Source organism: Stenotrophomonas sp. STEN056 (assembly GCF_056759635.1).
In genome coordinates this window covers 180,135-201,617 of sequence record NZ_JBRRDL010000003.1, presented here as the reverse complement: position 1 = coordinate 201,617, position 21,483 = coordinate 180,135, and the positions used below count along the sequence as shown (strand labels likewise).

Sequence of the window (21,483 nt, the reverse complement as noted above, 5' to 3'; positions counted from 1 at the left end):
CGCGGGTGCGGTATTTCGCTATGAGTTAGTGGGTGGCTGCCGGAGCAATGGTTTTGTCCAGCGCACGACTGAGCTGTTCCACATTGCCCAGCGACAACAGGTGCGCGTAGATCCAGCCCAGGTCGCCGGACTTGGCCAGCTCCTGCAGCGCCTTGCCCTTCAGCTCGCGCAGCTTCTGCTCGTCAACCACAAAGAAGCCATCCAGCGAGGACATTTCGCCCTGCGCGCTCTGCACGTTGATCTGCTTTGAGACCAACAGGCCATGGGTCGCCAGGGCGGCGCTGAATTCCCGGGTACGCGCCAGGTGCAACTGGTATTCCTGCAGGAACTGCAGTGCATTGGTCAGCAGTGCGCTGTCCTTGCCGTCCTCGTCAAACAGCGGCGTTCCCTCCTCGCCACCCTCACGGAACCCGTCATAGGCCGCATCCAGGCATACGGTGAAGTCCTCACCTTCGGCTTCGCGCTCGGCCAACACAAACGGATAACGCCGCAGGAACGCCGGCACATAGGCACCTTCTGCCCAGCGGCCTTCGGCATCGACCATCAGGTTCTGGCCGTTGCGCAGGCCCAGCAGTGCCGCCGGCACCACTGCATCGGCACTGTTGCCGGCAAACACGATCGGGTACTGGCGCGCCACCTGTGCAAACTCCACACAGGCCAGCGGTACCGAGTTCACCGCATCGGCAAAGCGAAAATCCCCCTGGCTGGGGACAACCCGATGATTGCGATGCGCAATACGGTTCAATTGCACCGGGCGCTCATAGATAAGCAACTGCTTCATTGGGTATCCCCCTGGTAGTGACGGAAAAAATGCTCCCTATCTGATAAACCGTGGAAAGCAGGAGATTCCGATCACGCACAGGCAGGCGCAGGCCACGGCAGGCCTGAACAAGTTCATAAACATGGCCGAACTCGGTCGCCGGGCATTGCCCCCACGAACGCCGGCCACATCACTCAAACGCCAAGCGGCTCAAGCGATTGCTTACTTGGCCGGCCTGTTCGGCCGCCCCTCCAGAGCGGAAAGGGCAAGCAACATCAGCCCATCCAGCTGGCGCCGTTCCGGCGATGTTTCCCGCTGCAACTTCCTGAGCACCGGCTCGGCCTTGCGCAACTCTTCCAGCGCCAGCTGCGCATGGCCCAGCAGCAACAGGGTTTCAGCCAATGCCAGGCGGCTGGTTGCCGCATCACCGCTGGCTTGCCCATAGTGGCTGCCGGCAAACTCCAGTGCCGCGCGCCGCAGCGCCAGCGCCTGCCCGCCTTGCCCCAGCCTCCAGGCCAGGGCCGAGCGCACCTGCAAGGTACGCAGGTGGAAGCTGGTGGGCACATGCGTGGCCAGTTCCTCAAGCAACTGGCCTGCCTGCTGGGTCTGGCCCATGCGCACCAGCCAATCGATCCGGTTCAAGCGCGCCTCGACGCGGCCAGGCGCATCCACCGGCAACGCCGCCGCCAGGCCTTGGTCGGCATGCAGCAGCAAGCGCCCGGCCTCCTCCATCCGTCCATCGCGCATCAACAACCGGCCCAGCCCGGTCTCCGCGCGAAGACTGGTGGGTGAATCGCGGCCGAGTTGCTCGACCCGGATTTCCAAGGCCTGCCGATACAGCCGCTCGGCGGCCACCAGGTCACCGCGCAGTTCGCGCAGGCTGCCGTGGTTGAACAGGCCCATCGAATACTCCACCGAATCAGGGCCATCCAACTGCGCACTGAGCGCATGGCGCAGCTCGTACTGCCTGTCGGCGGCGGCGTAGTCACCCGAGTCACTGTAGAGATCGGCCAGCCCGTCGTGCTGGATAAGCACAAAGCGGCTACGCGGGCCATAAAGGTCCAGCGCATGGCGCATGCCCGATTGCAGCAACGGCAATGCCTGCTCGTACCTGCCACGCTCACGCAGCAACTGCGCCAGGCGCACTTCCGCTGCCAGGGCCATGCTGGTGCGGCGCCCGTGCAGGCTGGCCAGCACTTCGCCGAACTCGCGCTCGGCGGCTTCCTGCCGCCCCCAGCGCAGGTACATCAGCCCCTTGTGATAGGTCAGCTCCAGGTGCTTGGCCGCGGACGTTGCGTCCGCCTGGCTGGCGTACAGGTCGGTTGCCGCATCCAGTGCCACCTCCGCCTGGTCGTAGGCCTGCTGATTGACCAGCGCCAGGCCCTTCGCGCCCAGCAGTTTTGCCCGTGTTTCGGGCGATTCACTGCTGCCCAGCAATGCCAGGCCCTGGTCGGCCATCTGCAGACCGAGGCGGCCGTCGCCATCCAGGGTTTTCTGCACGGACAGATCAGCCAGCACCGACGCCGCATCCTGCCTGCGGCCCACGCGCGGGTCCATGAAACCGTTGTAGGCCTGCTGCAACAGCGACTCGGCCTGATGCGACACGCCCGAGTTCTGATACGCCACGCCCAGCACCGCGCGCATGCGCGCCAACTGCGCGGGGGCATCGGCAAGATCGTGCGACACCTGCAGCGCCGCCTTGTCCAGCAACTGCCGCGAGGTCAGCTCTTCCTCGCCGCGCTCGGTACGCAAGAAGGGGTCGGCCGTTTCAAAGACGCCGACCATGAAATTGCTGACCTGCCGCGCCACCTCGGCTTCTTCCTGTGCCTGCTGGCGCGTGCGCAGCAAGCCGGTGACGAAGAACAGCGACACCGTGATCACGCCCGCGGCCAGTGCAACAGCGTGCCAGTTGCGGCGCAACCCCTTGCGCAGCCGGTACAGGCGGCCACCGCGACGGGCCAGCACCGGCTGCCGTTTCAGGTAACGCCGTACATCGGCGATCAGCGCTTCCACCGTGCGGTAGCGCCCACTGACCTCCAATGCGCACGCCTTGCTGGCGATGGCATCCAGATCACCCCGCAGCTTGTTGCGCCACGGCACCTCCGCCGTCGCATTGGCACTGGGCGAGGCGACCGGCACCGTGGTGTCCTGCGCTTCGCGCGTGCAGGGCTGAAGGGACAGCAGCTCCACGAGCATCACGCCCAGGCTGTACACATCGCTGGCCGCACCCACCGCTTGCCCGGCAATCATCTCCGGGCTGGCGTATGCCGGCGTGCAGAAGCCTGCGTCCTGGCTGTCACGCGCGTCGTTGAGCAGGCGTGCCAGGCCGAAGTCCAGCAGCACCGGCTGGCCATTGCCCATCACCAGCACGTTGTTGGGCTTGAGGTCGCAATGCAGCACCAGTTGTTCATGCGCGGACTGCACGATGCCGCAGACCGCCAGGAACAACTGCAGGCGCTGCGTCAGCCCCAGCTGGTGCTCGGCACACCAGCGGTCCAGCGGCACGCCGTCCACATACTCCATCACCAGGTAGGGATGGCCATCGGGCGTGGTGCCACCGTCATACAACCGCGCCACCTGCGGCAGTTGCAGGTTTGCCAGCACCTGCCGCTCTGCTTCCAGGCGCTCCACTTCGATCGCACCCGGCAGGCCGTGCAGCAGCTTGATCGCGACCGTGCGCTGGTACACGCCATCGGCACGGATGGCCTTGAACACCGTCCCCATGCCGCCCTGGGCGATGCGCTCGGTCAACCGCCACGGCCCCAGCCGTTCCCCCACCCCGAACTCCGGCATCAGCGCCTGCGCCAGTGCGGTATCCAGGCGATTGCTGACCCGGCTCAACCCCACCGTCTGCGAACGCAGCAGTTGCTCGACTTCCTCGCGCAGGGATGCATCGTCGCAGCGTTCGCGCAGCGCGGCCTGCCACTGCTCACGCGGCAGCTCGCACACCGCATCAAACAGATCACGGACCTGCTTCCAGCGCTCCTTGCCCATGGGGTCGTTACTCCCCGCGCCGGTCAGCGCAACTGGCGGTTCAACCATGCCCGGGCAAAGCGCAGATCACGGTCCACCGTGGGCGCGGACACCCCCAGCACCAGGGCGATTTCATCGCGGCTCATACCGCCGAAGTAGGTCAGCTCAATGGTGCTGGCCGCGCGCGGCTCCATCTCCGCCAGTTGATTGAGCGCCTGGTGCAGGGCCAGCACGTCATAACCAATGGCGCTGTCATCCTGCAGCTCGACTGCATGCGACAGCGTCAGCTGCTCGGCATTGCCACCGCGCTTGTCGGCAGCGCGTGCGCGCAGGTGGTCCACCAGCACCGAACGCATCTTCAACGCGGCAATGGCAATGAAATGGGTGCGGTCGTTGTAGTCGGCGCTGCTGCCCAGCAGGCGCATCAGCGACTCGTTCACCAGCGCAGCCGGCTGCAGGGTGCCATTGGTGTGATTGGACAGCCGGTGCCGCGCAATCTGCATCAGATCCGCGTACAACGCTTCGAACAGGTGTTCGCGTGCATCCAGGTCACCCTGCTGCCAACGATGCAGAAGTTGGGTTATCTGCTGACTCAAACCTGCCCCCGGGCGCCGGAAAACATGCCCCGCCCTGCGCGGTGCATGCGGCGGCATCGGGCAATGTTAGGCCGGCTTATCGCCCAGCACCAGCAGAAATGGCTCATCCGCCGCGCGTTCCACGCCTTGCCCTGGCCGAAGCCCCACGCCACAAAACGCGCTTGTCACGCGCTGCGGGTACACTCGGGCCGCTCTCGTGCGGCAACCCGGATCGCCCATGCGCTTCATCGAAACCTTCCAGGCCGGCCCCTTCGCTGACACCGTGGTCAGCCTGCTGGCGGCCTTTGTCCTTGGCACCCTGATCGGCGCCGAACGCCAATACCGGCAACGCACCGCCGGCCTGCGCACCAATGTATTGGTCGCCGTGGGCGCGGCGGCCTTCGTTGACCTGGCCATGCGTATCGCCGGCAGCGTCGAAGCGGTGCGGGTAATTTCCTATGTGGTTTCCGGGGTCGGCTTCCTCGGCGCCGGCGTCATCATGAAGGAAGGCATGAATGTGCGCGGTCTCAACACCGCCGCCACCCTGTGGTGCTCTGCCGCAGTCGGCAGTTGCACCGGCGCGGACATGCTGGCCGAAGGCGTGCTGCTGACGGTGCTGATCATCGCCGGCAACACCTTGCTGCGGCCGCTGGTGAACGCGATCAACCGCATCCCGATCAACGAAGCCGCCACCGAAGCCACCTATGAAGTGCGCCTGAGCGTGGATGCCGAAGCGGTGCCGCGCGTGCGCGAGCGTCTGGTGGATGCGCTGGAGGCGGCACAGTACCCGGTCAGCGATATCCAACTGGTCGAATACGCCGACGCCCCCACCGACGTGATCGCGATACTCGTCAGCACTGCCGTCAGCGCCGACGAACTGGACACGGTGCTGGCCAGGATGGAACAGGTGCCCGGCGTGCTGCACGCGACCTGGGAAGTCAGCACCCGCGATTGAAGCCGCGCGGAAAACAAAAAGGCTCCGGATCGCTCCGAAGCCTTTGAAACGCTGGTGGGCCGTGAAGGATTCGAACCTTCGACCAAAAGATTAAAAGTCTTCTGCTCTACCGACTGAGCTAACGGCCCAAACAACGACCCGGTCGTAACCGGGGCGCGTATTCTAGCGCAAGAATCGGCAAATCGGAATTCACACGTAATGGGTGGGGTCCGCCATGCCCGCGGCGCTGAATCCCTGTGCGCGCAGATGGCAGGCATCGCAGTGGCCGCAGGCGCGGCCGGCCTCATCGGCCTGGTAACAGGACACCGTCAAGCCGAAGTCCACGCCCAGGCGCTGGCCTTCAGCGGCGATCTGCGCCTTGCTCAGGTACTGCAGCGGTGCATGGACGACGATGCCCGCCCCGTCCACGCCCGCCTTGGTGGCCAGGTTGGCCAGCGCCTGGAAGGCCGCCACGAATTCCGGGCGGCAATCCGGGTAGCCGGAGTAATCCACTGCGTTGACGCCGCAGAAGATGTCGTTGGCGCCCAGCACCTCGGCCCAGCCCAGCGCCAGTGACAACATGATGGTGTTGCGCGCCGGTACGTAGGTGACCGGAATGCCTTGACCGCCAGCATCGGGCACGTCGATGTCATCGGTCAGTGCCGAGCCGCCGATGCTGCGCAGGTCGACATCAACCACCTTGTGCCCGGCGACGCCGAGCGCGGCAGCCACCTTCACGGCCGCCTCCAGTTCAGAGGTGTGCCGCTGGCCATAGCGCACGCTCAATGCGTACACCTGGAAACCTTGTTCCTGGGCAATGGCAACGACGGCGGCCGAGTCCATGCCGCCGGAAAGAAGCACGACTGCTTTCTTCATGGGATTTCATCCGGTTGGGGGATCAAAGCCAGCACGCTGTCCCGCGCCGGGGTAGTCATCACGGGCATCGGCCCGCGGGTCTGCGGACAACATCGGCAAGCAGCCGTTGCTCCGCAGGAAACAAAGTGTACAAGGCAGGCCCGGCTTGCCGGTCAACCTGGCCGGGCAGGTCAAACTGCCTGCATCAGCGGCCGGGTTCGTCGTCCCACAGCAGCTTGTGCAGCTGCATCTGGAACCGCACCGGCAAACGGTCGGCAACAATCCAGTCCGCCAGCTCGCGTGCGCTCACCTGCGATTTGCTCGGCGAGAACAACACCATGCAACGCTCAGGCAGGCGATGCTCGACCAGCATTGCCTTGGCCCAGTCGTAGTCGCTGCGGCTGCAGATCACAAACTTGAGCTGGTCACGCGCGGTCAGCAGCGGGATGTTCTCCAGCCGGTTGCGTGCCATCTCTGAAGAATCCGGCGTCTTGAGGTCCACCACGCGCGAAACGCGCGCATCCACTGCGGCGATGTCCAGCGCGCCGGAGGTTTCCAGCGACACATCCAGGCCCGCATCGCACAACTTCTGCAGCAGGATCAGGCAGCGCTTCTGCGCCAGCGGCTCGCCGCCGGTCACGCAGACATGGCGCACGCCCTGCTTCAGCACCTCGGCGACGATGTCATCAATGTCCCACCAGGTGCCGCCATGGAAGGCGTACTCGGTATCGCAATAGCTGCAGCGCAACGGGCAGCCGGTCAGGCGCACGAACACGGTCGGCCAGCCAACAGTGTCGGCCTCGCCCTGCAGGGACAGGAAAATTTCGGTGATCTTCAGCCGCGGCAACGGCGACTGCACGATCTCGCTGGGAACAGCGGCGGCGGGAGAGTTCATCTGCACTTCAACCGCACCGCGTCTCCGCGGCACGGCACCAATCAACGCAGCTGCTGGCCGACCCGGATCGATTGCAGACGATCCTGGGCAGTACGGGCTGCATCACTGCCGGGAAAACGGGAAACCACCTGCTCCAGCGTCTGCTGTGCCTGCACGGCATCACCTTCGCCGTACTGCGACAGACCCAGCTTCAGCAAACCGCCGGCGGCCTTGTCGTGGGTGGGATAACGGGCGACCAGGTCATTGAACTGCACCTGCGCCATCTTGAAATTGCGTGTTGCGTAGTAGCTTTCGCCCAGCCAATACAACGCATTGGGCGTGTACGTCGCATTCGGGTAGAGCTCAAGGAAACTCTGGAACAACTGCGCCGAATCGGCATAGTTGCCGGCCTTCAACGCATCGAACGCCACGTTGTAGGCCGCGCGCTCATCACCGGCGGCAGCCTGGCTGCCTGCATCGCCGCGCACCGTCGGTGCACGCTCGCTGCCGGCTGCTGGCTTGTTGGCCGCAGGCGCCGGTGTGCTGGCCGATGCCGCAGGGGCATCGGCGCCACCATTGCCTTCCAGGCGGTTCAAGCGCCCGTCCAGATCAAGGTACTGGTCGCGGTTGCGCTGCTTGAGCTGCTCGTTCTCGTGCTGGAGTTGCTCGATCGTGCCCTGCAGTGCCTGCATCTCCGAGCGGAGCTGCTGCAGCTGGTTGAGCATGTCGGTGTTGGCCTGGGTGTTATTGACCTGCTGTTCCAGCGCGCCAACGCGGTCGGCCAGGCTCACTCGCTGTGCATACGCGGGAGCGGCAGCCACCAGGGCTGCCGCTACCACGAGCATCAGTTTATTGATGCCGATACGCATCGATTACTGCGCGGTGTAGACGATTTCGACGCGACGGTTCTGCGACCAGCAGGACTCGTTCGACTCGGTGCACACCGGGCGCTCTTCGCCGTAGGACACGACGGTCAGCTGCGAAGCCGAGCCACCGTTGGCCTGCAGTGCCGAGTTCACCGCGTTGCCACGACGCTCACCCAGTGCCTGGTTGTATGCACGGCTGCCGCGCTCGTCGGTGTTGCCCTGCAGGGTGATGCGCGAGGACGGACGGTCGCGCAGGTACTTGGCATGGCACGACATGATCTGCTGGAACTCGGACTTCACTTCTTCCTTGTCCAGGTCGAAGTAGACAACGCGCTGACGCAGGCAGGCATCGGTATCAAGGTCGCCCGGGCCGTACAGGCCAGAGGTGGACGGGCCGGTCGGCTGCGTGGTCGAACCAGTGTCGACCGGCGGCTGTGCCGGCTGTTCTTTGACCTTCTTCGAGCAGCCGGCCAGCGCGGCGACGGACAGCAGCGAAACGAGCAAAACACGAGTGGATTTGTTCATGGCGATACCTAGAGGCTCCTGGGCCAATTTTTGGGATTAATCCGAGTCGGATGTTAACACTTTATCAACGCGCGGTGCGGTATGGGCCCCATGCGGGTTCCCGTACATCGCCATCGGCGAGAACCAGACGCTGACGCACACGGCCGTCAGCAGACACTTCATACAAAACACCACGTCCGCCTTCGCGGGCGGCATACAACACCATGCTCGCATTGGGCGCGAAGCTCGGTGATTCGTCGAGCGAACCCGGCGACAACGTACTCCAGCGCGGCGCCCCCAGGCTGCTGTCCATCATTGCGATCTTGTAGCTGCTGCCCGCGCCCTGCGCCACGGCGATCTTCTTGCCGTCGAAGGACACGGTGGCCTTGGCGTTGTAGTTGCCCTGGAAGGTCACGCGGTTGGCGCTGCCACCGCTGGACGAGACCTGGTAGATCTGCGGGCGACCGCCACGGTCGGAGGTGAAGTAGACCGAGCTGCCATCGGCGGCCCAGGTCGGCTCGGTATCAATGCCGAAATGGTTGGTCAGCTGGGTCAGCTGCTTGCTGCCCAGGTCCATGACATAGATTTCCGGGTTGCCGCTGCGCGACAGCGACAGCGCCAGGCGCCGGCCGTCCGGCGAGAACGACGGCGCGCTGTTGATGCCGCGGAAGCTGGTCAGCAGTTCGCGGCCACCCGTGGCAATGTCCTGCACATAGATCGCGGAGTTGCCGCGCTCGAAGCTGACGTAGGCCAGCTTGCGGCCATCCGGGCTCCAGCTCGGCGACAGCAGCGGCTCGGCCGAGCGCACGATGGTCTGCGGGTTGTAGCCGTCGGAGTCGGCCACCATCAGCGCATAACGCATGTTGGCGCCGCTGCCGCTGGCGGTGATGTAGGCGATGCGGGTCCAGAACGCGCCGCGCACGCCGAGGATCTTTTCATAGATGGCATCAGCCATCTGGTGTGCAACATCGCGCATGGCATTGGAACGGGCGGTCATCGCCAGGCCGAGGATGCGCTCACCCTTGGCGATGTCGAACAGCTCGTATTCCACGCGGTAGGCGCCTGCGCCGGCGTCCAGCACGCGGCCGGCGACCAGGTAGTCCTGCTTGAGTGCGCGCCAGGTGGGGTACTGCACTTCACTGCCACGCGTCGGGCGCTCGACGATCTGCGCCTCGGGCAGGTTGCGGAACTGGCCCGAGCGGTCCAGGTCAGCACGGATCACCGCCGCCACGTCGGTCTGCGGAGCACCGGCCGAGCCCTGGTAAGGCATGGGCACCACGGTGATCGGTGTGGCCGAGGCGTTGCCACCTGTGATTTCAATTTCCAATGCCCCCTGCTGCGCAGCAGCCGCGAACGGCAAAAGCAGAACAGTGAGGACAGCCAGCCAGCGTGACAAATTCTTCATGAGGCGCTCAGCAGTACGAATGAATATGAAAGAGGGATAGCAGCACGCAGATGAACATTTTCGCAATCGTGAACGAAAGTCATGTGAAATCCGCCCACCGCCACCACAAATAATAAATTTCCAATGAAACCAGCCAGATACACGGCTAGTCAACGCTTAGTTCTGGGCAGTAAACGTAAACAACAGCTCGCGCCGGAATACCGTTTCGTAACCACGGAAGGGCAGTGGCTGGGCTCTCAAGACAGCACGCTCGATCGAATCCCGTGCTGCCGCGTCCATTGCGCAACCCGATTGCACCTCAGCACTCATCACCTCGCCCCCCGGCAACTGCTTGATCAGTATCCGGCACCGAGTGCCATTGGCGACATTGTCAGGCCGATTCCACTGCGCAACCACGGCCTGCTGGATCGCGGCTGCGTACTTGGCGGTCAAATCATTGCTGGTACCGCCCTGCCCCGGCGACGGCGAAGCCGGGCCGCTGCTGGCGGTGGAACTGGACGACGCCCCCTGCGCGCGTGCGCGCGCATCGGCAACCTGACGCAGGCGCTGCTCGGCCAGCTTGGCTTCACGCTCGGCCTGCTCACGCTTGCGGCGGATCTCGGCGATCTTCTGCTGGCGCTCCTGCTCGGCCGCGTCGGTGGCGCGGCGCTGCTCGTCGGCCAGCTTCTTCTGGCGGTCGGCTTCTTCCTGCTGTTTTGCCAGGCGCAATTTCTGCTCGGCCTCTTCCACGCGCTTGCGCTCGGTGAGGTCGATCTGCTCCTGGCGGCGCTTGGCTTCCTGTTCCTGCCTGGCCTTTTCCTGCGAGATGGCCAGGGCGCTGACGCGTTCCTGGTCCACGGTGTCCGGCTGGGCGATGCGTTCCTGCGCGTTGTGCTGCTGCGGCGTGGGCGCGTCCTGCGGACGGGGCTCGGGAATGGGCTGCGGCGGCGGCACGGTGTCTTCGGGCGCCGGCTCCGGCGGCACTTCTTCAACCGGCTCGGGCAGGTCCGGCAGTTTTTCCGAAGCACGCAACGCCTGGCGCGCGGCGGCGGCTTCTGACGAAGACACCTGCAGGCTCGCCTCCACCGCAGGATCACCCGCGGCGGCCTCGGTGCTGCGGGCCGGTGACCACAGCCAGGCAATGATGCAGATCGCCGCCACCAGCAGGTGCACCAGCAACGCGAGGACAACCGGCAGGCCCCACTCGTTGCCGGCCTGGCGCGGCGGCGGGAGGGATTCAGCGTGCATCGGTCGCCAGACCCACCTTCTCGATCTTCGCGGCCTTGATCACGTCCATGGCGGACACGACTTTTTCATAGGCCACGGTCTTGTCGGCCGCCACGATCACCCGCAGCTCCTTGTCCTGCGACGCCAGCGCGCCCAGCTGTGCCTGCAGCGCAGCGGCGTCCATGGCCTGCGGCTCCTTGGCCTCGGGCAGCTTGAGGCTGAGCTGGCCATCGGCGCGTACCGAGACGATCACGGGGTCCTGCCTGCTCTCCAGCGCCTTGGCGGTGGAACTGGGCAGGTCGACTTCAAAACTCAGCGTCAGCAGCGGCGCGGTCACCATGAAGATGATCAGCAGCACGAGCATCACGTCGATGTACGGCACGACGTTGATCTCGGACTTGAGCTTGCGGCGCTTGCGGCGGGATATGGCGGCAGTCATGTAGGAGGCTCCTGCGGTCAGAGGAAAGCGCGGACGCGCTTACTCGTCAGCGCCGCTCTGGCGCTGCAGGATGGAGCTGAACTCTTCGGCGAAGGTTTCATAACGCACCGACAGGCGCTCCACGCGAGTGGTGAAGCGGTTGTAGGCCCACACCGCCGGGATGGCCACGAACAAGCCGATGGCGGTAGCGAACAGCGCTTCGGAAATACCCGGTGCAACCGAGGCAATACCGGCCTGCTCGCCGCTGCTGATCATGTCGTGCATGGTCACCATGATGCCGAACACGGTGCCGACCAGGCCCACGTACGGGGCGGTGGAGCCGATATTGGCCAGCAGTTCGAGGTTGCGTTCCAGGCCGTCCACTTCACGGGCGTAGGTGGTACGCATGGCGCGCTGCGCACCTTCCAGCTGGCTGCGGCCGTCCAGGCCGCGGCGGCCCTGCATGCGGGTGTACTCGCGGAAACCGGATTCGAAGATGGCTTCCAGGCCGTCAACCGAGCGATTGCGGTCGGTGGCGGCGGAATACAGCTTGCCCAGGTCGGCACCGGACCAGAAGCGGTTTTCGAAATCGCTGGCCTCACGGTCGGCGGCCTTGAACACGCGCGCCTTGCGGAAAATGATCACCCAGCTGATGAACGACCCTGCCAGCAACAGCAGCACGATCAACTTGACCGGGATACTGGCCTTGATCATCAGGTCCAGATAATTGATGCCACCGCCATGGCTGGCCTGTGCCACGGTCTGCGCGGCGGCGGCGCTGACGTCTGCCGGCAACGCCTCGGTCACGGTGGCCTGCAGGGCCAGAAGCAAAGCGATCATCCGATCTTCCTCAGTCTTACTTACGCGGGTTTGGTTTGTAGGGGGTGGAGCGTTGCATACAGCGTGTCATCAATGGCCTGCGGGCGGAAATCGGCCGCGCCGACCGCTGCCAGGCGGACCTGCGCGGTGACCAGCACCTGCTCGCCCCGCAGCACGGACTGCTGCATCAGCAGACTTGCGCGCCGGCATTGCAGCAGTTCCACCGTGGTGGTCAGCACATCGTCCAGCTTGGCGGGCTTGAGGAAATCCAGGGTCATGGCGCGAACCACGAACACCTGCCCCCCACCCATGCGCATGGACTCCTGCCCGTAGCCCAGGGCCCGCATCCATTCGGTGCGTGCCCGTTCCATGAAGGCCACATAGCGGGCGTGGTAGACCACCCCACCGGCGTCGGTATCTTCCCAGTAAATGCGTGTCGGCCAACTGAACCGGAGCTCACTCATCCGATTGCTCCGCGAACAGATCCGCCGGCGCCGCCTTGGGCTTGAGCCCCATGTGGCGGTAGGCCTTGTGCGTGGCCATGCGGCCGCGTGCGGTGCGCACCAAAAAACCCTGCTGGATCAGGTACGGCTCAACCACGTCTTCCAGTGTGCCGCGCTCCTCGGAAAGCGCTGCGGCCAGCGACTCGATGCCGACCGGGCCACCGTCGAAATATTCCACCATGGTGCGCAGCAGGCGCCGGTCCAGCTCGTCGAAGCCTTCCGGATCGACCTTGAGCATCTGCATGGCAGCCTGCGCCACCGCATGGTCGATATGGCCGTTGGCCTTGACCTGCGCGTAATCGCGCACGCGTCGCAGCAGGCGGTTGGCGATACGCGGGGTGCCGCGTGCGCGGCGGGCGATTTCGCCGGCGCCGTCGGCACTGCAGTCAATGCCCAGGATGCCGGCCGAACGCCGCACGATGCGGGTCAGTTCCTCGGCCGAATAAAACTCCAGGCGCTGCACGATGCCGAAACGGTCGCGCAGCGGCGCGGTCAACAGGCCGGCACGGGTGGTGGCGCCGATCAGGGTGAACGGCGGCAGGTCCAGCTTGATCGAGCGTGCGGCCGGGCCTTCGCCGATCATGATGTCGATCTGGAAATCCTCCATCGCCGGGTACAGCACTTCCTCGACCACGGGCGAGAGGCGGTGGATTTCGTCGATGAACAACACATCGTGCGGCTGCAGGTTGGTCAGCAGCGCAGCAAGGTCGCCGGCTTTTTCGATCACCGGGCCGGAGGTCACGCGCAGGCTCACCCCCAGTTCGTTGGCGATGACGTGGCTGAGCGTGGTCTTGCCCAGGCCCGGCGGGCCGAAGATCAACACATGATCCAGCGCCTCGCGACGTGACTTGGCCGCCTGGATATAGATGTCCAGCTGCTCACGCACCGGCGCCTGGCCGAGGTAGTCGGCAAGGCTGCGGGGGCGGATGCTGGCATCGGCCACCTCGTCTTCGCGGGTGGCGCCGGCGCCGATGATGCGGTCGTCAGTCATCGGGTTATGGTACGGGCAGAAGTGAGGGAAGAGGAGTCAGTAGCGAGAAAAAGCCGGACAAAAGCGCTTCGCCTTCATCTTCAGCGGCGTTTCTGCCGCCGCGCGGCGAATGAAACGGAAGTACCGCCGCGTCCTGTCTTTTCCTGCGTCACCCTACCCCTCTCCCCAACCCCCGCTCCGCGCCCCGGCCCTTGCGCTGGCGCAAGATCGCTCAAGGAGCAGCGAACCAGTGGTTCGCAAGCTACTCCTTTCACCCCGCAAGGGGAGAGGGGCTCGATCCACGTCGAGTTGATGCATTTCCCGCAATTGCAGCTTCAAAGCCCCTCTCCCCTTGCGGGAGAGGGGTTGGGGAGAGGGGGAAGACAAGCGGAGAGGGGCTCAATGCGCAGCGCTGAAGCATGGCTTGCGGTTGCTCCCCGGCCCGTCCTCAGATCTCCACCTGCGCGCCCAGCTCCACCAGCCGGTTGCCCGGGATGCGGAAGAAGCCCGTCGCCGGGGCCGCATTGCGGTGCATGAAGGCGAACAGCTTGTCGCGCCAGATCGGCATGCCACGGTTGGCGCTGGCCACGATGGTCTCGCGGCTGGCGAAATAGGTGGTGTCCATCGGGTCGAAATAAATGCCGCCGTGGTCACAGGAACGCATCAACGCCAAGGGCACGTCCGGGGTTTCCATGAAGCCGAAGCGAATGTAGATGCGGTGGAAGTCATCGCCCACCGATTCAATCTTCAGGCGCTGGCCTTCCGGCGCATACGGCACCGGCCAGGTTTCCACATGCAGGAACACGTTGCGTTCGTGCAGCACCTTGTTGTGCTTGAGGTTGTGCATCAGTGCGTGCGGCACCACCGTCGGGTCGGCGGTCAGGAACACCGCCGTCCCCGGCACGCGCACCGGCGGCGCCAGCATCAGGCCCGGCAGGAAGGTATCGATGCGGATGCCGTCCTTGCGGATTTCGTCACGCAGCAGCTCGCGGCCACGCCGCCAGGTGCGCATCATCGTGAACAGCACGATGCCCAGCACCACCGGGAACCAGGCACCCTGCAGCAGCTTGGCGCCGTTGGCGATGACGAAACACAGGTCGATCACGAAGAACACCACGCACAGCGCGAGGATGCCGTGGTGGGCACGCGGCCACAGCGCGCGGGCCACCAGCGCCAGCAGCAGGGTGTCGATCAGCATCGTGGCCGACACCGAGATGCCATAGGCCACGGCCAGGTTGCTGGAACTCTGGAAGGCCAGCACCAGCCCGAACACCAATACCGCCAGGCCCCAGTTGATGCCGGGGATGTAGATCTGGCCAATGGTGTCGTGCGAGGTATGCAGGATGCGCATGCGCGGGATGTAGCCCAGCTGCATGGCCTGGCGCGACACCGAGAACGCGCCGGTGATCACCGACTGGCTGGCGATCACCGCCGCCATCGTGGCCAGGACGATCATCGGGTACAGCGCCCATTGCGGCACCGCCTCGAAGAACGGGTTGGCCACGGCGTCCGGGCGATCCAGCACCAGCGCGCCCTGCCCCAGGTAGTTCAGCACCAGGCAGGGCAGCACGAAGAAGTACCAGGCATGGCGGATCGGCGGCACACCGAAATGGCCCATGTCCGCGTACAGCGCCTCGCCGCCGGTCACCGCCAGCACCACTGCGCCGAAGATGAAGATGCCGTGCCAGCCGTGTTCCATGAAGAAGCGCGCCGCCCACATCGGGTTGAACGCCTTGAGCACTTCCGGCGTGCCGACCACGTTGTAGATGCCGATGGCCGCCAGCGCCAGGAACCACACCACCATCACCGGCCCGAACACCTTGCCGACCTTCTCGGTACCAAAGCGCTGCGCGGCGAACACCGCGGCCAGCACCACCAGGGTGATCGGCACGATGAAATGCTCCAGGCCCGGTGCGGCGACCTTCAGGCCCTCCACTGCACCCAGCACCGAGATGGCCGGGGTGATCACACCATCACCGAAGAACAACGAGGCCCCGAAAATACCCAGGATGCCCACCACATAGGCCGTGCGCGAACCGTTGCGCAGCGTGCGCTGGGCCAGCGCCATCAGCGCCATGATGCCGCCTTCGCCATCATTGTCGGCGCGCATGATGATGGTCACGTACTTGAGCGTGACCACCATGTTCAACGCCCAGAACGCCAGCGACAGCACGCCCAGCACGGTGTCGTGATCGCTGTTCAACCCGTAATGCGGCGAAAACGCCTCCTTCAGGGTGTACAGCGGGCTGGTGCCGATGTCGCCGAAGACGACGCCGATGGCACCGACGACCAAGGCCATGGCGCCGGCGGCACCGGGAACATGACCGTGGCCGGACGATTCAGAAGAAGCAGGAACTTGGGACATGGCGTTCTCGGGTTGGCGTCGGGCAGCCGTGGAAAGGGGTCAGCGCAATGCCGACTGCAGCGCCTTGCGAATCACCGTGGCGACATCGTCGCCCTCGGCCCCCGCATCGCGCGCCATCTTGGCCGCCTCGGCCGGTTTATAGCCCAGTTGCTGCAAAGCCACCGTCGCCTCGGACACCGGGTCGTTGCCCAACTGCCCGGCGATGGGCGCCCCGCCCCCTGTGAAGTTGGCCGCACGGTCGCGCAGCTCCACCACCATGCGCTCGGCGGTCTTCTTGCCGATGCCGGGGATGCGGGTCAGCGCGGTGATGTCGCCGCTCTGGATCAAGCGCGCAAACTCATCGACGCTGACCCCGGACAACACTGCCAGCGCGATCTTGGCACCGATGCCGGAGACCTTCTGCACATCGCGGAACAGACGCCGTTCACCCTCGCGCAGGAAGCCGTACAGCGAGACGCTGTCTTCCTTCTGTGCGTAATGGGTGAACAGGATGACCTCACGACCGACATCGGGCAGGTCGTAGAACGTGCTCATGGGCGCCTCCAGCTCATAACCGACGCCATTGACGTCGATCACCAGCCACGGCGGCGCCTTGTAAGCGATGATGCCGCGCAGCCGGCCGATCATGGGTTTGCCCTCCGGGCAAGGGAATTGGGAATGGGGAATGGGGAATCGAAACGCGATTCCGTCCGCCTGCGCGAGCCCTGCACTGCTTTGCCCTTGCTTTCCCGATTCTCCATTCCCGACTCTCTACTCCCGGTCATTTCCGACTCCATGCCTGTCGCACGTCCACGCCCAGCCGGTTGGCCGTGGCGCGTACATGCGCGTGGGTAATGGCCACTGCCAGCGCATCGGCGGCATCGGCCTGTAACTTGCCTTGCAGGTTGAGCATCAAGCCGACCATGTGCTGTACCTGCTGTTTTTCCGCGCCACCGCGGCCGACCACAGCCAGCTTGATCTCGGTGGCGGCGTATTCGCTGACCGGCAGGTCGCGCATCACCACCGCGCATACCGCCGCGCCGCGCGCCTGGCCCAGCTTCAACGCCGAATCGGCGTTCTTGGCCATGAACACCCGCTCGATGGCCACTTCCTGTGGCTGGTATTCCTCGATCAGCGCATGCAGCCCGTGCGCCAGCAGCTTCAGCCGCTGCGGGAAATCCGCCGCCCCCAGCAACACCAGCGGGCAATGGTGGACATGCCGTGCCCTGCCGCTGGCATCAATGTCGATGATGCCGACGCCGGTGCGCTGTGAACCGGGATCGATGCCGAGGATGCGGGTCATGAAAAGGCCTGTGGAAAAAAGACGGCGCACAGCATTGCAGTGCGCCGTCTCATCTGCCGGGACGGGCTCAGCCTTCCAGGCTGCCCTGGTCGACGTTGGAGTACACGTCCTGCACATCGTCCAGGTCTTCAAGCATGTCCAGCAGCTTTCTGACCTGCACCGCGGTGTCGCCGTCCACGGCGATGTCGTTCTCGGCGCGGAAGGTGATTTCAGCGTGGCCGCTCACCAGACCGGCCGCTTCCATTGCATCCTTTACCGACTGGAAAGCCTCCGGTGCGGTGATGACGTCAATCGAACCATCCTCCGGGTACACCGCAATATCGTCCGCGCCGGCTTCGATGGCTGCTTCGGTGATCTTTTCCTCATCCGCACCCGGTGCGTAACTCAACACGCCCAGGCGCTTGAACATGAACGCCACCGAGCCTTCGGTGCCCATGTTGCCACCGCACTTGCTGAAGGCATGGCGCACATCGGCCACGGTCCGCACGCGGTTGTCGGTGAGGCAGTCAACAATGACCGCCACGCCGCCGGGGGCATAGCCTTCGTAACGGACCTCTTCGTACTCGACGCCTTCCAGTTCGCCGGTGGCCTTCTTGATGGCGCGCTCGATCACATCCTTGGACATGTTGGCGCTCAGGCCCTTGTCCATGGCCACGCGCAGGCGCGGGTTGTTGTTTGGGTCGCCTCCACCGCCACGAGCGGCAACGCCGATCTCACGGATGATCTTGGTGAAAATCTTGCCGCGCTTCGCGTCAGACGCGTTTTTGCGGTTCTCGATGGAGGGGCCTCTACCCATGGGATTTACCGTACATCTGTCAGGAACAGGGCGCCAATTCTAGCCGATCTCCCGGCCCGGGCCCGTCAAGGCACGCGACGGATGGCCGCATCGGGAAAGCGCCCCTGCCGCAGAAAAGCAGCGGTCAGCAGGGCAACGTCGTGGGAAAGCACCAGCCCGCTGTGGCTGGCTGGCACGATGCAGTGGTCGGCCAAGCCACCCAGGCAGGTTTCGGACAAGGCCACCGTGCCATCGGAATCACCGTGCAATGCCCCCATCAGCGCGCCCAGACCATGGGCCACCGAGCCTGCGATCAAGCCCACCTGCGCCGGGCCATGCCAGTCCGGCAAGCCCTGCAGCAGCAGATCGCCGCTGCGGCCCAGCGCGGCTGACCAACCGTGGTCGGCCAGGCTGCGCGCGGTTTCACTGCCACACAGCGGCGAACCAAGGCAGACCACACGCGGCACTTCCAGCTCGGGCGCCTGACGCAGGGCTTCCAGTGCAACCAGGCCACCAAGGCTGTGCCCGACCAGGTTGATCGGCCCACTGCCACGCAGGCGCTCCAGCAGCTGCGGCACTGCAACTTCCGGGCCGCCGGAGACACTGGGATAACCAAAGATATCGACGCCAAACCCCTGCGCGCGCAACCGCCACGCCAGCGGAAGCAGCCAGGAGCGGGTATTCCAGATGCCGTGCAGCAACAACACACGGGGATGACGCTTGGGGGATGGCGACATGCGCGCAGTCTGTCTGATTGCCGATGCGGATGCCAAGCCGGGACCGGGATTGGGGAGTTGGGATTGGGGATTCGCAAGGGCTCCCCCAACCCTCCCCTCCGCCTTCGGCGCAAGGAAGGGAGCAAAAGCACTTCGCCACGAACCGAGCGAAGGCATGATCCACCCCCTCCCTTTCGCGCAGCGAAGGGGAGGGTTGGGGAGGGGTGCTTTTAGGACCAACTCAACCGCCCCGGCCGCGCTGCGCTAATACCGCCAAGGACTGCAGGCCGAGCATGGCCCGGCATTACCCGGCTTGCGCGGGCCTGCGCAGGATGAGCTCCTTGTCGCGCACCCGGCCTACCGGGAATTCATAGGTGCCCGCCTGCTGAAAACCGTGGCGCGCATAGAAGCGCTGCGCACCGAGGTTTTCCGACCACACGCCAATCCACAGCGTGCGATCGCCACACGATTCCAGCCAATGCAATGCCTCGGCGAACAAACGCCCGCCGTTGCCGCCGTTCTGGTGCGCGCGCAGCACGTACAAACGTTTCAGTTCGCCATCACCCGGCTGCACCTCCGCATGCGGCAAACCACACGGGCCTGCAAACGCAAAACCCACCGCTTCGCCGCCCACTTCCAGCAGCCACGCGGCGTAATCACCGGCTTCCAGTTGCTGACGCTGCAGCTCCAACGGATAGGCACTGGCCAGGTAATCGGCCAGGTCCTGCGGCGGATACAGATGGCCGAACGTTTCCACGAAGGTCCGTTCGGCCAGGCTGCACAGCACGCCCGCATCCTCGGGCGTGGCGCGACGGATGCGGGCGTTGCCGGGCAAGGTTCAGGCCTTGTCGGCGCGCGGACGCACCTGCACGTGCACTTCGGCCAGCTGCGCGTCGGCAATCGGCGACGGTGCGTCGGTCATCAGACACTGCGCGCCGGTGGTCTTCGGGAACGGGATCACGTCGCGGATGGACTCGGTACCGGCCATCAGCGCGGCAATACGGTCGATACCGAAGGCGATGCCACCGTGCGGCGGCGCGCCGTAGTTCAACGCATCCAGCAGGAAGCCGAACTTGGCGCGGGCCTCTTCGGCACCAATGCCGAGCAACTCGAACACCGCGCTCTGCATTTCCGGACGATGGATACGGATCGAGCCGCCACCGATCTCGTTGCCGTTGAGCACCATGTCGTAACCGCGCGACACCGCCGTCTTGGCATGCGCGCGAAGCTCGGCCACATCGTCCACCGCCGGTGCGGTGAAGGGGTGATGCAGGGCCACGTAACGCTGTTCTTCCTCGTCCCACTCGAACATCGGGAAGTCGGTGACCCACAGCGGCGCCCAACCGTCGGCAACCAGGCTGAAGTCCTTGCCGGCCTTCAGGCGCAGTGCGCCCATGAAGTCGGACACCTTGTTGTAGCCACCGGCGCCGAAGAACACGATGTCGCCATTGCCGGCACCGACGTGCTTCAACAGCGCGGCAAAGGCCTCCTCTCCGAAGAACTTCTGGATCGGCGAGCTGATTTCGCCGTTGTCGCCGATCTTGATGTAAGCCAGGCCCTTGGCGCCGTACTTGGCGGCATGCGCGGCGTATTCGTCGATCTGCTTGCGCGACAGCGAGGCACCACCCGGGATGCGCAGCGCCGCCACACGGCCGTCGGCGTCATTGGCTGCCGCAGTGAACACCGGGAATTCGCTGGCCTTGACCAGCTCGGCCACGTCCACCAGCTCCAGCGCGATGCGCAGGTCCGGCTTGTCCGAACCGTAGCGACGCATCGCTTCGGCCCAGGTCATGCGCGGGAAGCTGGCAGCCAGGTCGACATCGACCACTTCCTTGAAGATGGCGCGGATCATGTCCTCGACGAAATCCTGCACGTCGCGCTCGCGCACGAAGGCGAACTCCATGTCCAACTGGGTGAATTCCAGCTGGCGGTCGGCACGCAGCGCTTCGTCACGGAAGCAACGGGCAATCTGGTAGTAACGGTCGAAGCCGGCCACCATCAAAATCTGCTTGAACAGCTGCGGGCTCTGCGGCAGGGCGTAGAACTCACCCGGGTGCATGCGCGCCGGCACCAGGAAGTCGCGGGCGCCTTCCGGGGTGGCCTTGGTCAGGATCGGGGTTTCGATGTCCTGGAAGTTGCGTGCGTCCAGGTGGCGGCGCAGCGCCTGCACCAGCTTGATGCGGGTGCGCTGCATGCGCTGCATTTCCGGGCGGCGCAGGTCCAGGTAGCGGTACTTCAGGCGGGTTTCCTCGCCCGGGTTTTCATGGGCGTGGAACGGCAGCGGCGCGGCCTTGTTGAGGATGGTGATGCTCGTGGCAATCACTTCCACCTTGCCGCTGCGGATCTTGTCGTTGACGGCATGGCGCGCGCGCACCACGCCTTCGACCTGCAGCACGTCCTCGTAGCCCAGGCTGGCGGCAACGGCGAACACTTCGGCGTTGTCGGGCTCGACGGTGACCTGGACGATGCCTTCGTGGTCGCGCAGGTCGATGAAGCAGACGCCGCCGAGGTTGCGGGCAACGTCAGTCCAGCCGGCGAGGGTCACGGTTTGGCCGATCAGGGTCTCATCGACCAGGCCGCAGAAATGGGTACGCATGGAAAACTCCGCAGGGGATGCCGGCACGCCGAGCGCGCCGGAAAGGTTTTACGCCAGCCCAAGGCCGGACAAGCCCGGTATTTTGCG

Annotated in this window: 21 protein-coding genes and 1 tRNA gene; 1 reads left to right on the top strand and 21 read right to left on the bottom strand. The window is 65.0% G+C overall.

Annotated elements, in window-relative coordinates; all coding sequences use genetic code 11:
* Positions 1-25 precede the first annotated feature (25 nt).
* From ACVOLO_RS03240 to ACVOLO_RS03230, 3 genes are all read right to left on the bottom strand, one after another.
* Positions 26-781, bottom strand: coding sequence for a SapC family protein (locus tag ACVOLO_RS03240; protein ID WP_481568837.1), 756 nt, complete (start codon positions 779-781; stop codon positions 26-28).
* Between the two features lie 201 nt (positions 782-982).
* Positions 983-3,802, bottom strand: coding sequence for a protein kinase domain-containing protein (locus ACVOLO_RS03235; protein ID WP_481568836.1), 2,820 nt, complete (start codon positions 3,800-3,802; stop codon positions 983-985).
* Positions 3,778-4,329, bottom strand: a complete 552-nt coding sequence (locus ACVOLO_RS03230) for an ECF-type sigma factor (protein WP_481568835.1) — start codon at positions 4,327-4,329, stop codon at positions 3,778-3,780. Before ACVOLO_RS03230 ends, ACVOLO_RS03235 begins: the two co-directional genes overlap by 25 nt.
* Positions 4,330-4,546: 217 nt before the next feature.
* Here ACVOLO_RS03230 and ACVOLO_RS03225 point away from each other — a divergent pair, with 217 nt between their 5' ends.
* Positions 4,547-5,263 (top strand): MgtC/SapB family protein, encoded by a 717-nt coding sequence (locus ACVOLO_RS03225; RefSeq protein ID WP_481568834.1) that lies wholly within the window; start codon positions 4,547-4,549, stop codon positions 5,261-5,263.
* A gap of 52 nt (positions 5,264-5,315) precedes the next feature.
* On the opposite strand, the gene ACVOLO_RS03220 is transcribed toward ACVOLO_RS03225, so the two are convergent.
* The 18 genes from ACVOLO_RS03220 to aspS all read right to left on the bottom strand — a co-directional run bounded on the left by ACVOLO_RS03220 (position 5,316) and on the right by aspS (position 21,396).
* Positions 5,316-5,391: transfer RNA gene (locus ACVOLO_RS03220), tRNA-Lys, on the bottom strand.
* Positions 5,392-5,452: 61 nt separating this feature from the next.
* Positions 5,453-6,118 carry a 7-cyano-7-deazaguanine synthase QueC gene (gene queC, locus ACVOLO_RS03215; protein ID WP_481568833.1) on the bottom strand — a complete coding sequence of 222 codons (666 nt, stop codon included), beginning with the start codon at positions 6,116-6,118 and terminating at the stop codon, positions 5,453-5,455.
* 184 nt (positions 6,119-6,302) lie between these two features.
* On the bottom strand, positions 6,303-6,992 hold the full coding sequence (gene queE, locus ACVOLO_RS03210; protein ID WP_481568832.1) for a 7-carboxy-7-deazaguanine synthase QueE: 690 nt from the start codon (positions 6,990-6,992) through the stop codon (positions 6,303-6,305).
* 41 nt (positions 6,993-7,033) lie between these two features.
* Positions 7,034-7,840, bottom strand: coding sequence for a tol-pal system protein YbgF (gene ybgF / locus ACVOLO_RS03205; RefSeq protein WP_481568831.1), 807 nt, complete (start codon positions 7,838-7,840; stop codon positions 7,034-7,036).
* Between the two features lie 3 nt (positions 7,841-7,843).
* Positions 7,844-8,362 carry a peptidoglycan-associated lipoprotein Pal gene (pal, locus tag ACVOLO_RS03200; RefSeq protein WP_481568830.1) on the bottom strand — a complete coding sequence of 173 codons (519 nt, stop codon included), beginning with the start codon at positions 8,360-8,362 and terminating at the stop codon, positions 7,844-7,846.
* 64 nt (positions 8,363-8,426) lie between these two features.
* Positions 8,427-9,746, bottom strand: coding sequence for a Tol-Pal system beta propeller repeat protein TolB (gene tolB, locus ACVOLO_RS03195; protein WP_481568829.1), 1,320 nt, complete (start codon positions 9,744-9,746; stop codon positions 8,427-8,429).
* A gap of 156 nt (positions 9,747-9,902) precedes the next feature.
* The gene (tolA, locus tag ACVOLO_RS03190) at positions 9,903-10,973 is read right to left on the bottom strand and encodes a cell envelope integrity protein TolA (protein ID WP_481568828.1); all 1,071 of its coding nucleotides are present in this window, start codon (positions 10,971-10,973) and stop codon (positions 9,903-9,905) included.
* The gene (gene tolR / locus ACVOLO_RS03185; RefSeq protein WP_481568827.1) at positions 10,963-11,391 is read right to left on the bottom strand and encodes a protein TolR; all 429 of its coding nucleotides are present in this window, start codon (positions 11,389-11,391) and stop codon (positions 10,963-10,965) included. The genes tolA and tolR overlap by 11 nt, the downstream gene beginning before the upstream one ends.
* 39 nt (positions 11,392-11,430) lie before the next feature.
* On the bottom strand, positions 11,431-12,210 hold the full coding sequence (tolQ, locus tag ACVOLO_RS03180) for a protein TolQ (RefSeq protein WP_481568826.1): 780 nt from the start codon (positions 12,208-12,210) through the stop codon (positions 11,431-11,433).
* A gap of 20 nt (positions 12,211-12,230) precedes the next feature.
* Positions 12,231-12,653 (bottom strand): tol-pal system-associated acyl-CoA thioesterase, encoded by a 423-nt coding sequence (gene ybgC, locus ACVOLO_RS03175; protein ID WP_481568825.1) that lies wholly within the window; start codon positions 12,651-12,653, stop codon positions 12,231-12,233.
* A complete protein-coding gene (gene ruvB, locus ACVOLO_RS03170) occupies positions 12,646-13,683 on the bottom strand; it encodes a Holliday junction branch migration DNA helicase RuvB (RefSeq protein ID WP_481568824.1) in 1,038 nt (345 codons plus the stop codon). Before ruvB ends, ybgC begins: the two co-directional genes overlap by 8 nt.
* A gap of 427 nt (positions 13,684-14,110) precedes the next feature.
* A complete protein-coding gene (locus ACVOLO_RS03165) occupies positions 14,111-16,027 on the bottom strand; it encodes a potassium transporter Kup (RefSeq protein WP_481568823.1) in 1,917 nt (638 codons plus the stop codon).
* 39 nt (positions 16,028-16,066) lie between these two features.
* The gene (gene ruvA / locus ACVOLO_RS03160) at positions 16,067-16,654 is read right to left on the bottom strand and encodes a Holliday junction branch migration protein RuvA (protein WP_481568822.1); all 588 of its coding nucleotides are present in this window, start codon (positions 16,652-16,654) and stop codon (positions 16,067-16,069) included.
* A 133-nt stretch (positions 16,655-16,787) separates the two neighbouring features.
* Positions 16,788-17,309, bottom strand: coding sequence for a crossover junction endodeoxyribonuclease RuvC (ruvC, locus tag ACVOLO_RS03155; protein WP_481568821.1), 522 nt, complete (start codon positions 17,307-17,309; stop codon positions 16,788-16,790).
* 67 nt (positions 17,310-17,376) lie between these two features.
* Entirely contained in the window at positions 17,377-18,105 is a 729-nt protein-coding gene (locus tag ACVOLO_RS03150; RefSeq protein WP_481568820.1) for a YebC/PmpR family DNA-binding transcriptional regulator, read from the bottom strand.
* 65 nt (positions 18,106-18,170) lie between these two features.
* A complete protein-coding gene (locus ACVOLO_RS03145) occupies positions 18,171-18,821 on the bottom strand; it encodes an esterase/lipase family protein (RefSeq protein ID WP_481568819.1) in 651 nt (216 codons plus the stop codon).
* A gap of 283 nt (positions 18,822-19,104) precedes the next feature.
* Entirely contained in the window at positions 19,105-19,635 is a 531-nt protein-coding gene (locus ACVOLO_RS03140; RefSeq protein ID WP_481568818.1) for an N-acetyltransferase family protein, read from the bottom strand.
* Positions 19,636-19,638: 3 nt separating this feature from the next.
* Positions 19,639-21,396, bottom strand: coding sequence for an aspartate--tRNA ligase (gene aspS / locus ACVOLO_RS03135; protein WP_481568817.1), 1,758 nt, complete (start codon positions 21,394-21,396; stop codon positions 19,639-19,641).
* Positions 21,397-21,483: the final 87 nt, after the last annotated feature.

Excerpts from the sequence above, each read along its gene's own strand:
- ACVOLO_RS03235 (WP_481568836.1), bottom strand. The coding sequence starts at position 3,802 with ATGGTTGAACCGCCAGTTGCGCTGACCGGCGCGGGGAGTAACGACCCC.
- ruvB (WP_481568824.1), bottom strand. The coding sequence starts at position 13,683 with ATGACTGACGACCGCATCATCGGCGCCGGCGCCACCCGCGAAGACGAG.
- ACVOLO_RS03225 (WP_481568834.1), top strand. The coding sequence starts at position 4,547 with ATGCGCTTCATCGAAACCTTCCAGGCCGGCCCCTTCGCTGACACCGTG.
- ybgC (WP_481568825.1), bottom strand. The coding sequence starts at position 12,653 with ATGAGTGAGCTCCGGTTCAGTTGGCCGACACGCATTTACTGGGAAGAT.
- ACVOLO_RS03145 (WP_481568819.1), bottom strand. The coding sequence starts at position 18,821 with ATGTCGCCATCCCCCAAGCGTCATCCCCGTGTGTTGTTGCTGCACGGC.
- aspS (WP_481568817.1), bottom strand. The coding sequence starts at position 21,396 with ATGCGTACCCATTTCTGCGGCCTGGTCGATGAGACCCTGATCGGCCAA.
- ACVOLO_RS03150 (WP_481568820.1), bottom strand. The coding sequence starts at position 18,105 with ATGGGTAGAGGCCCCTCCATCGAGAACCGCAAAAACGCGTCTGACGCG.
- ruvC (WP_481568821.1), bottom strand. The coding sequence starts at position 17,309 with ATGACCCGCATCCTCGGCATCGATCCCGGTTCACAGCGCACCGGCGTC.
- tolR (WP_481568827.1), bottom strand. The coding sequence starts at position 11,391 with ATGACTGCCGCCATATCCCGCCGCAAGCGCCGCAAGCTCAAGTCCGAG.
- ACVOLO_RS03165 (WP_481568823.1), bottom strand. The coding sequence starts at position 16,027 with ATGTCCCAAGTTCCTGCTTCTTCTGAATCGTCCGGCCACGGTCATGTT.
- ruvA (WP_481568822.1), bottom strand. The coding sequence starts at position 16,654 with ATGATCGGCCGGCTGCGCGGCATCATCGCTTACAAGGCGCCGCCGTGG.
- ACVOLO_RS03240 (WP_481568837.1), bottom strand. The coding sequence starts at position 781 with ATGAAGCAGTTGCTTATCTATGAGCGCCCGGTGCAATTGAACCGTATT.
- ybgF (WP_481568831.1), bottom strand. The coding sequence starts at position 7,840 with ATGCGTATCGGCATCAATAAACTGATGCTCGTGGTAGCGGCAGCCCTG.
- tolB (WP_481568829.1), bottom strand. The coding sequence starts at position 9,746 with ATGAAGAATTTGTCACGCTGGCTGGCTGTCCTCACTGTTCTGCTTTTG.
- queC (WP_481568833.1), bottom strand. The coding sequence starts at position 6,118 with ATGAAGAAAGCAGTCGTGCTTCTTTCCGGCGGCATGGACTCGGCCGCC.
- tolA (WP_481568828.1), bottom strand. The coding sequence starts at position 10,973 with ATGCACGCTGAATCCCTCCCGCCGCCGCGCCAGGCCGGCAACGAGTGG.
- tolQ (WP_481568826.1), bottom strand. The coding sequence starts at position 12,210 with ATGATCGCTTTGCTTCTGGCCCTGCAGGCCACCGTGACCGAGGCGTTG.
- queE (WP_481568832.1), bottom strand. The coding sequence starts at position 6,992 with ATGAACTCTCCCGCCGCCGCTGTTCCCAGCGAGATCGTGCAGTCGCCG.
- pal (WP_481568830.1), bottom strand. The coding sequence starts at position 8,362 with ATGAACAAATCCACTCGTGTTTTGCTCGTTTCGCTGCTGTCCGTCGCC.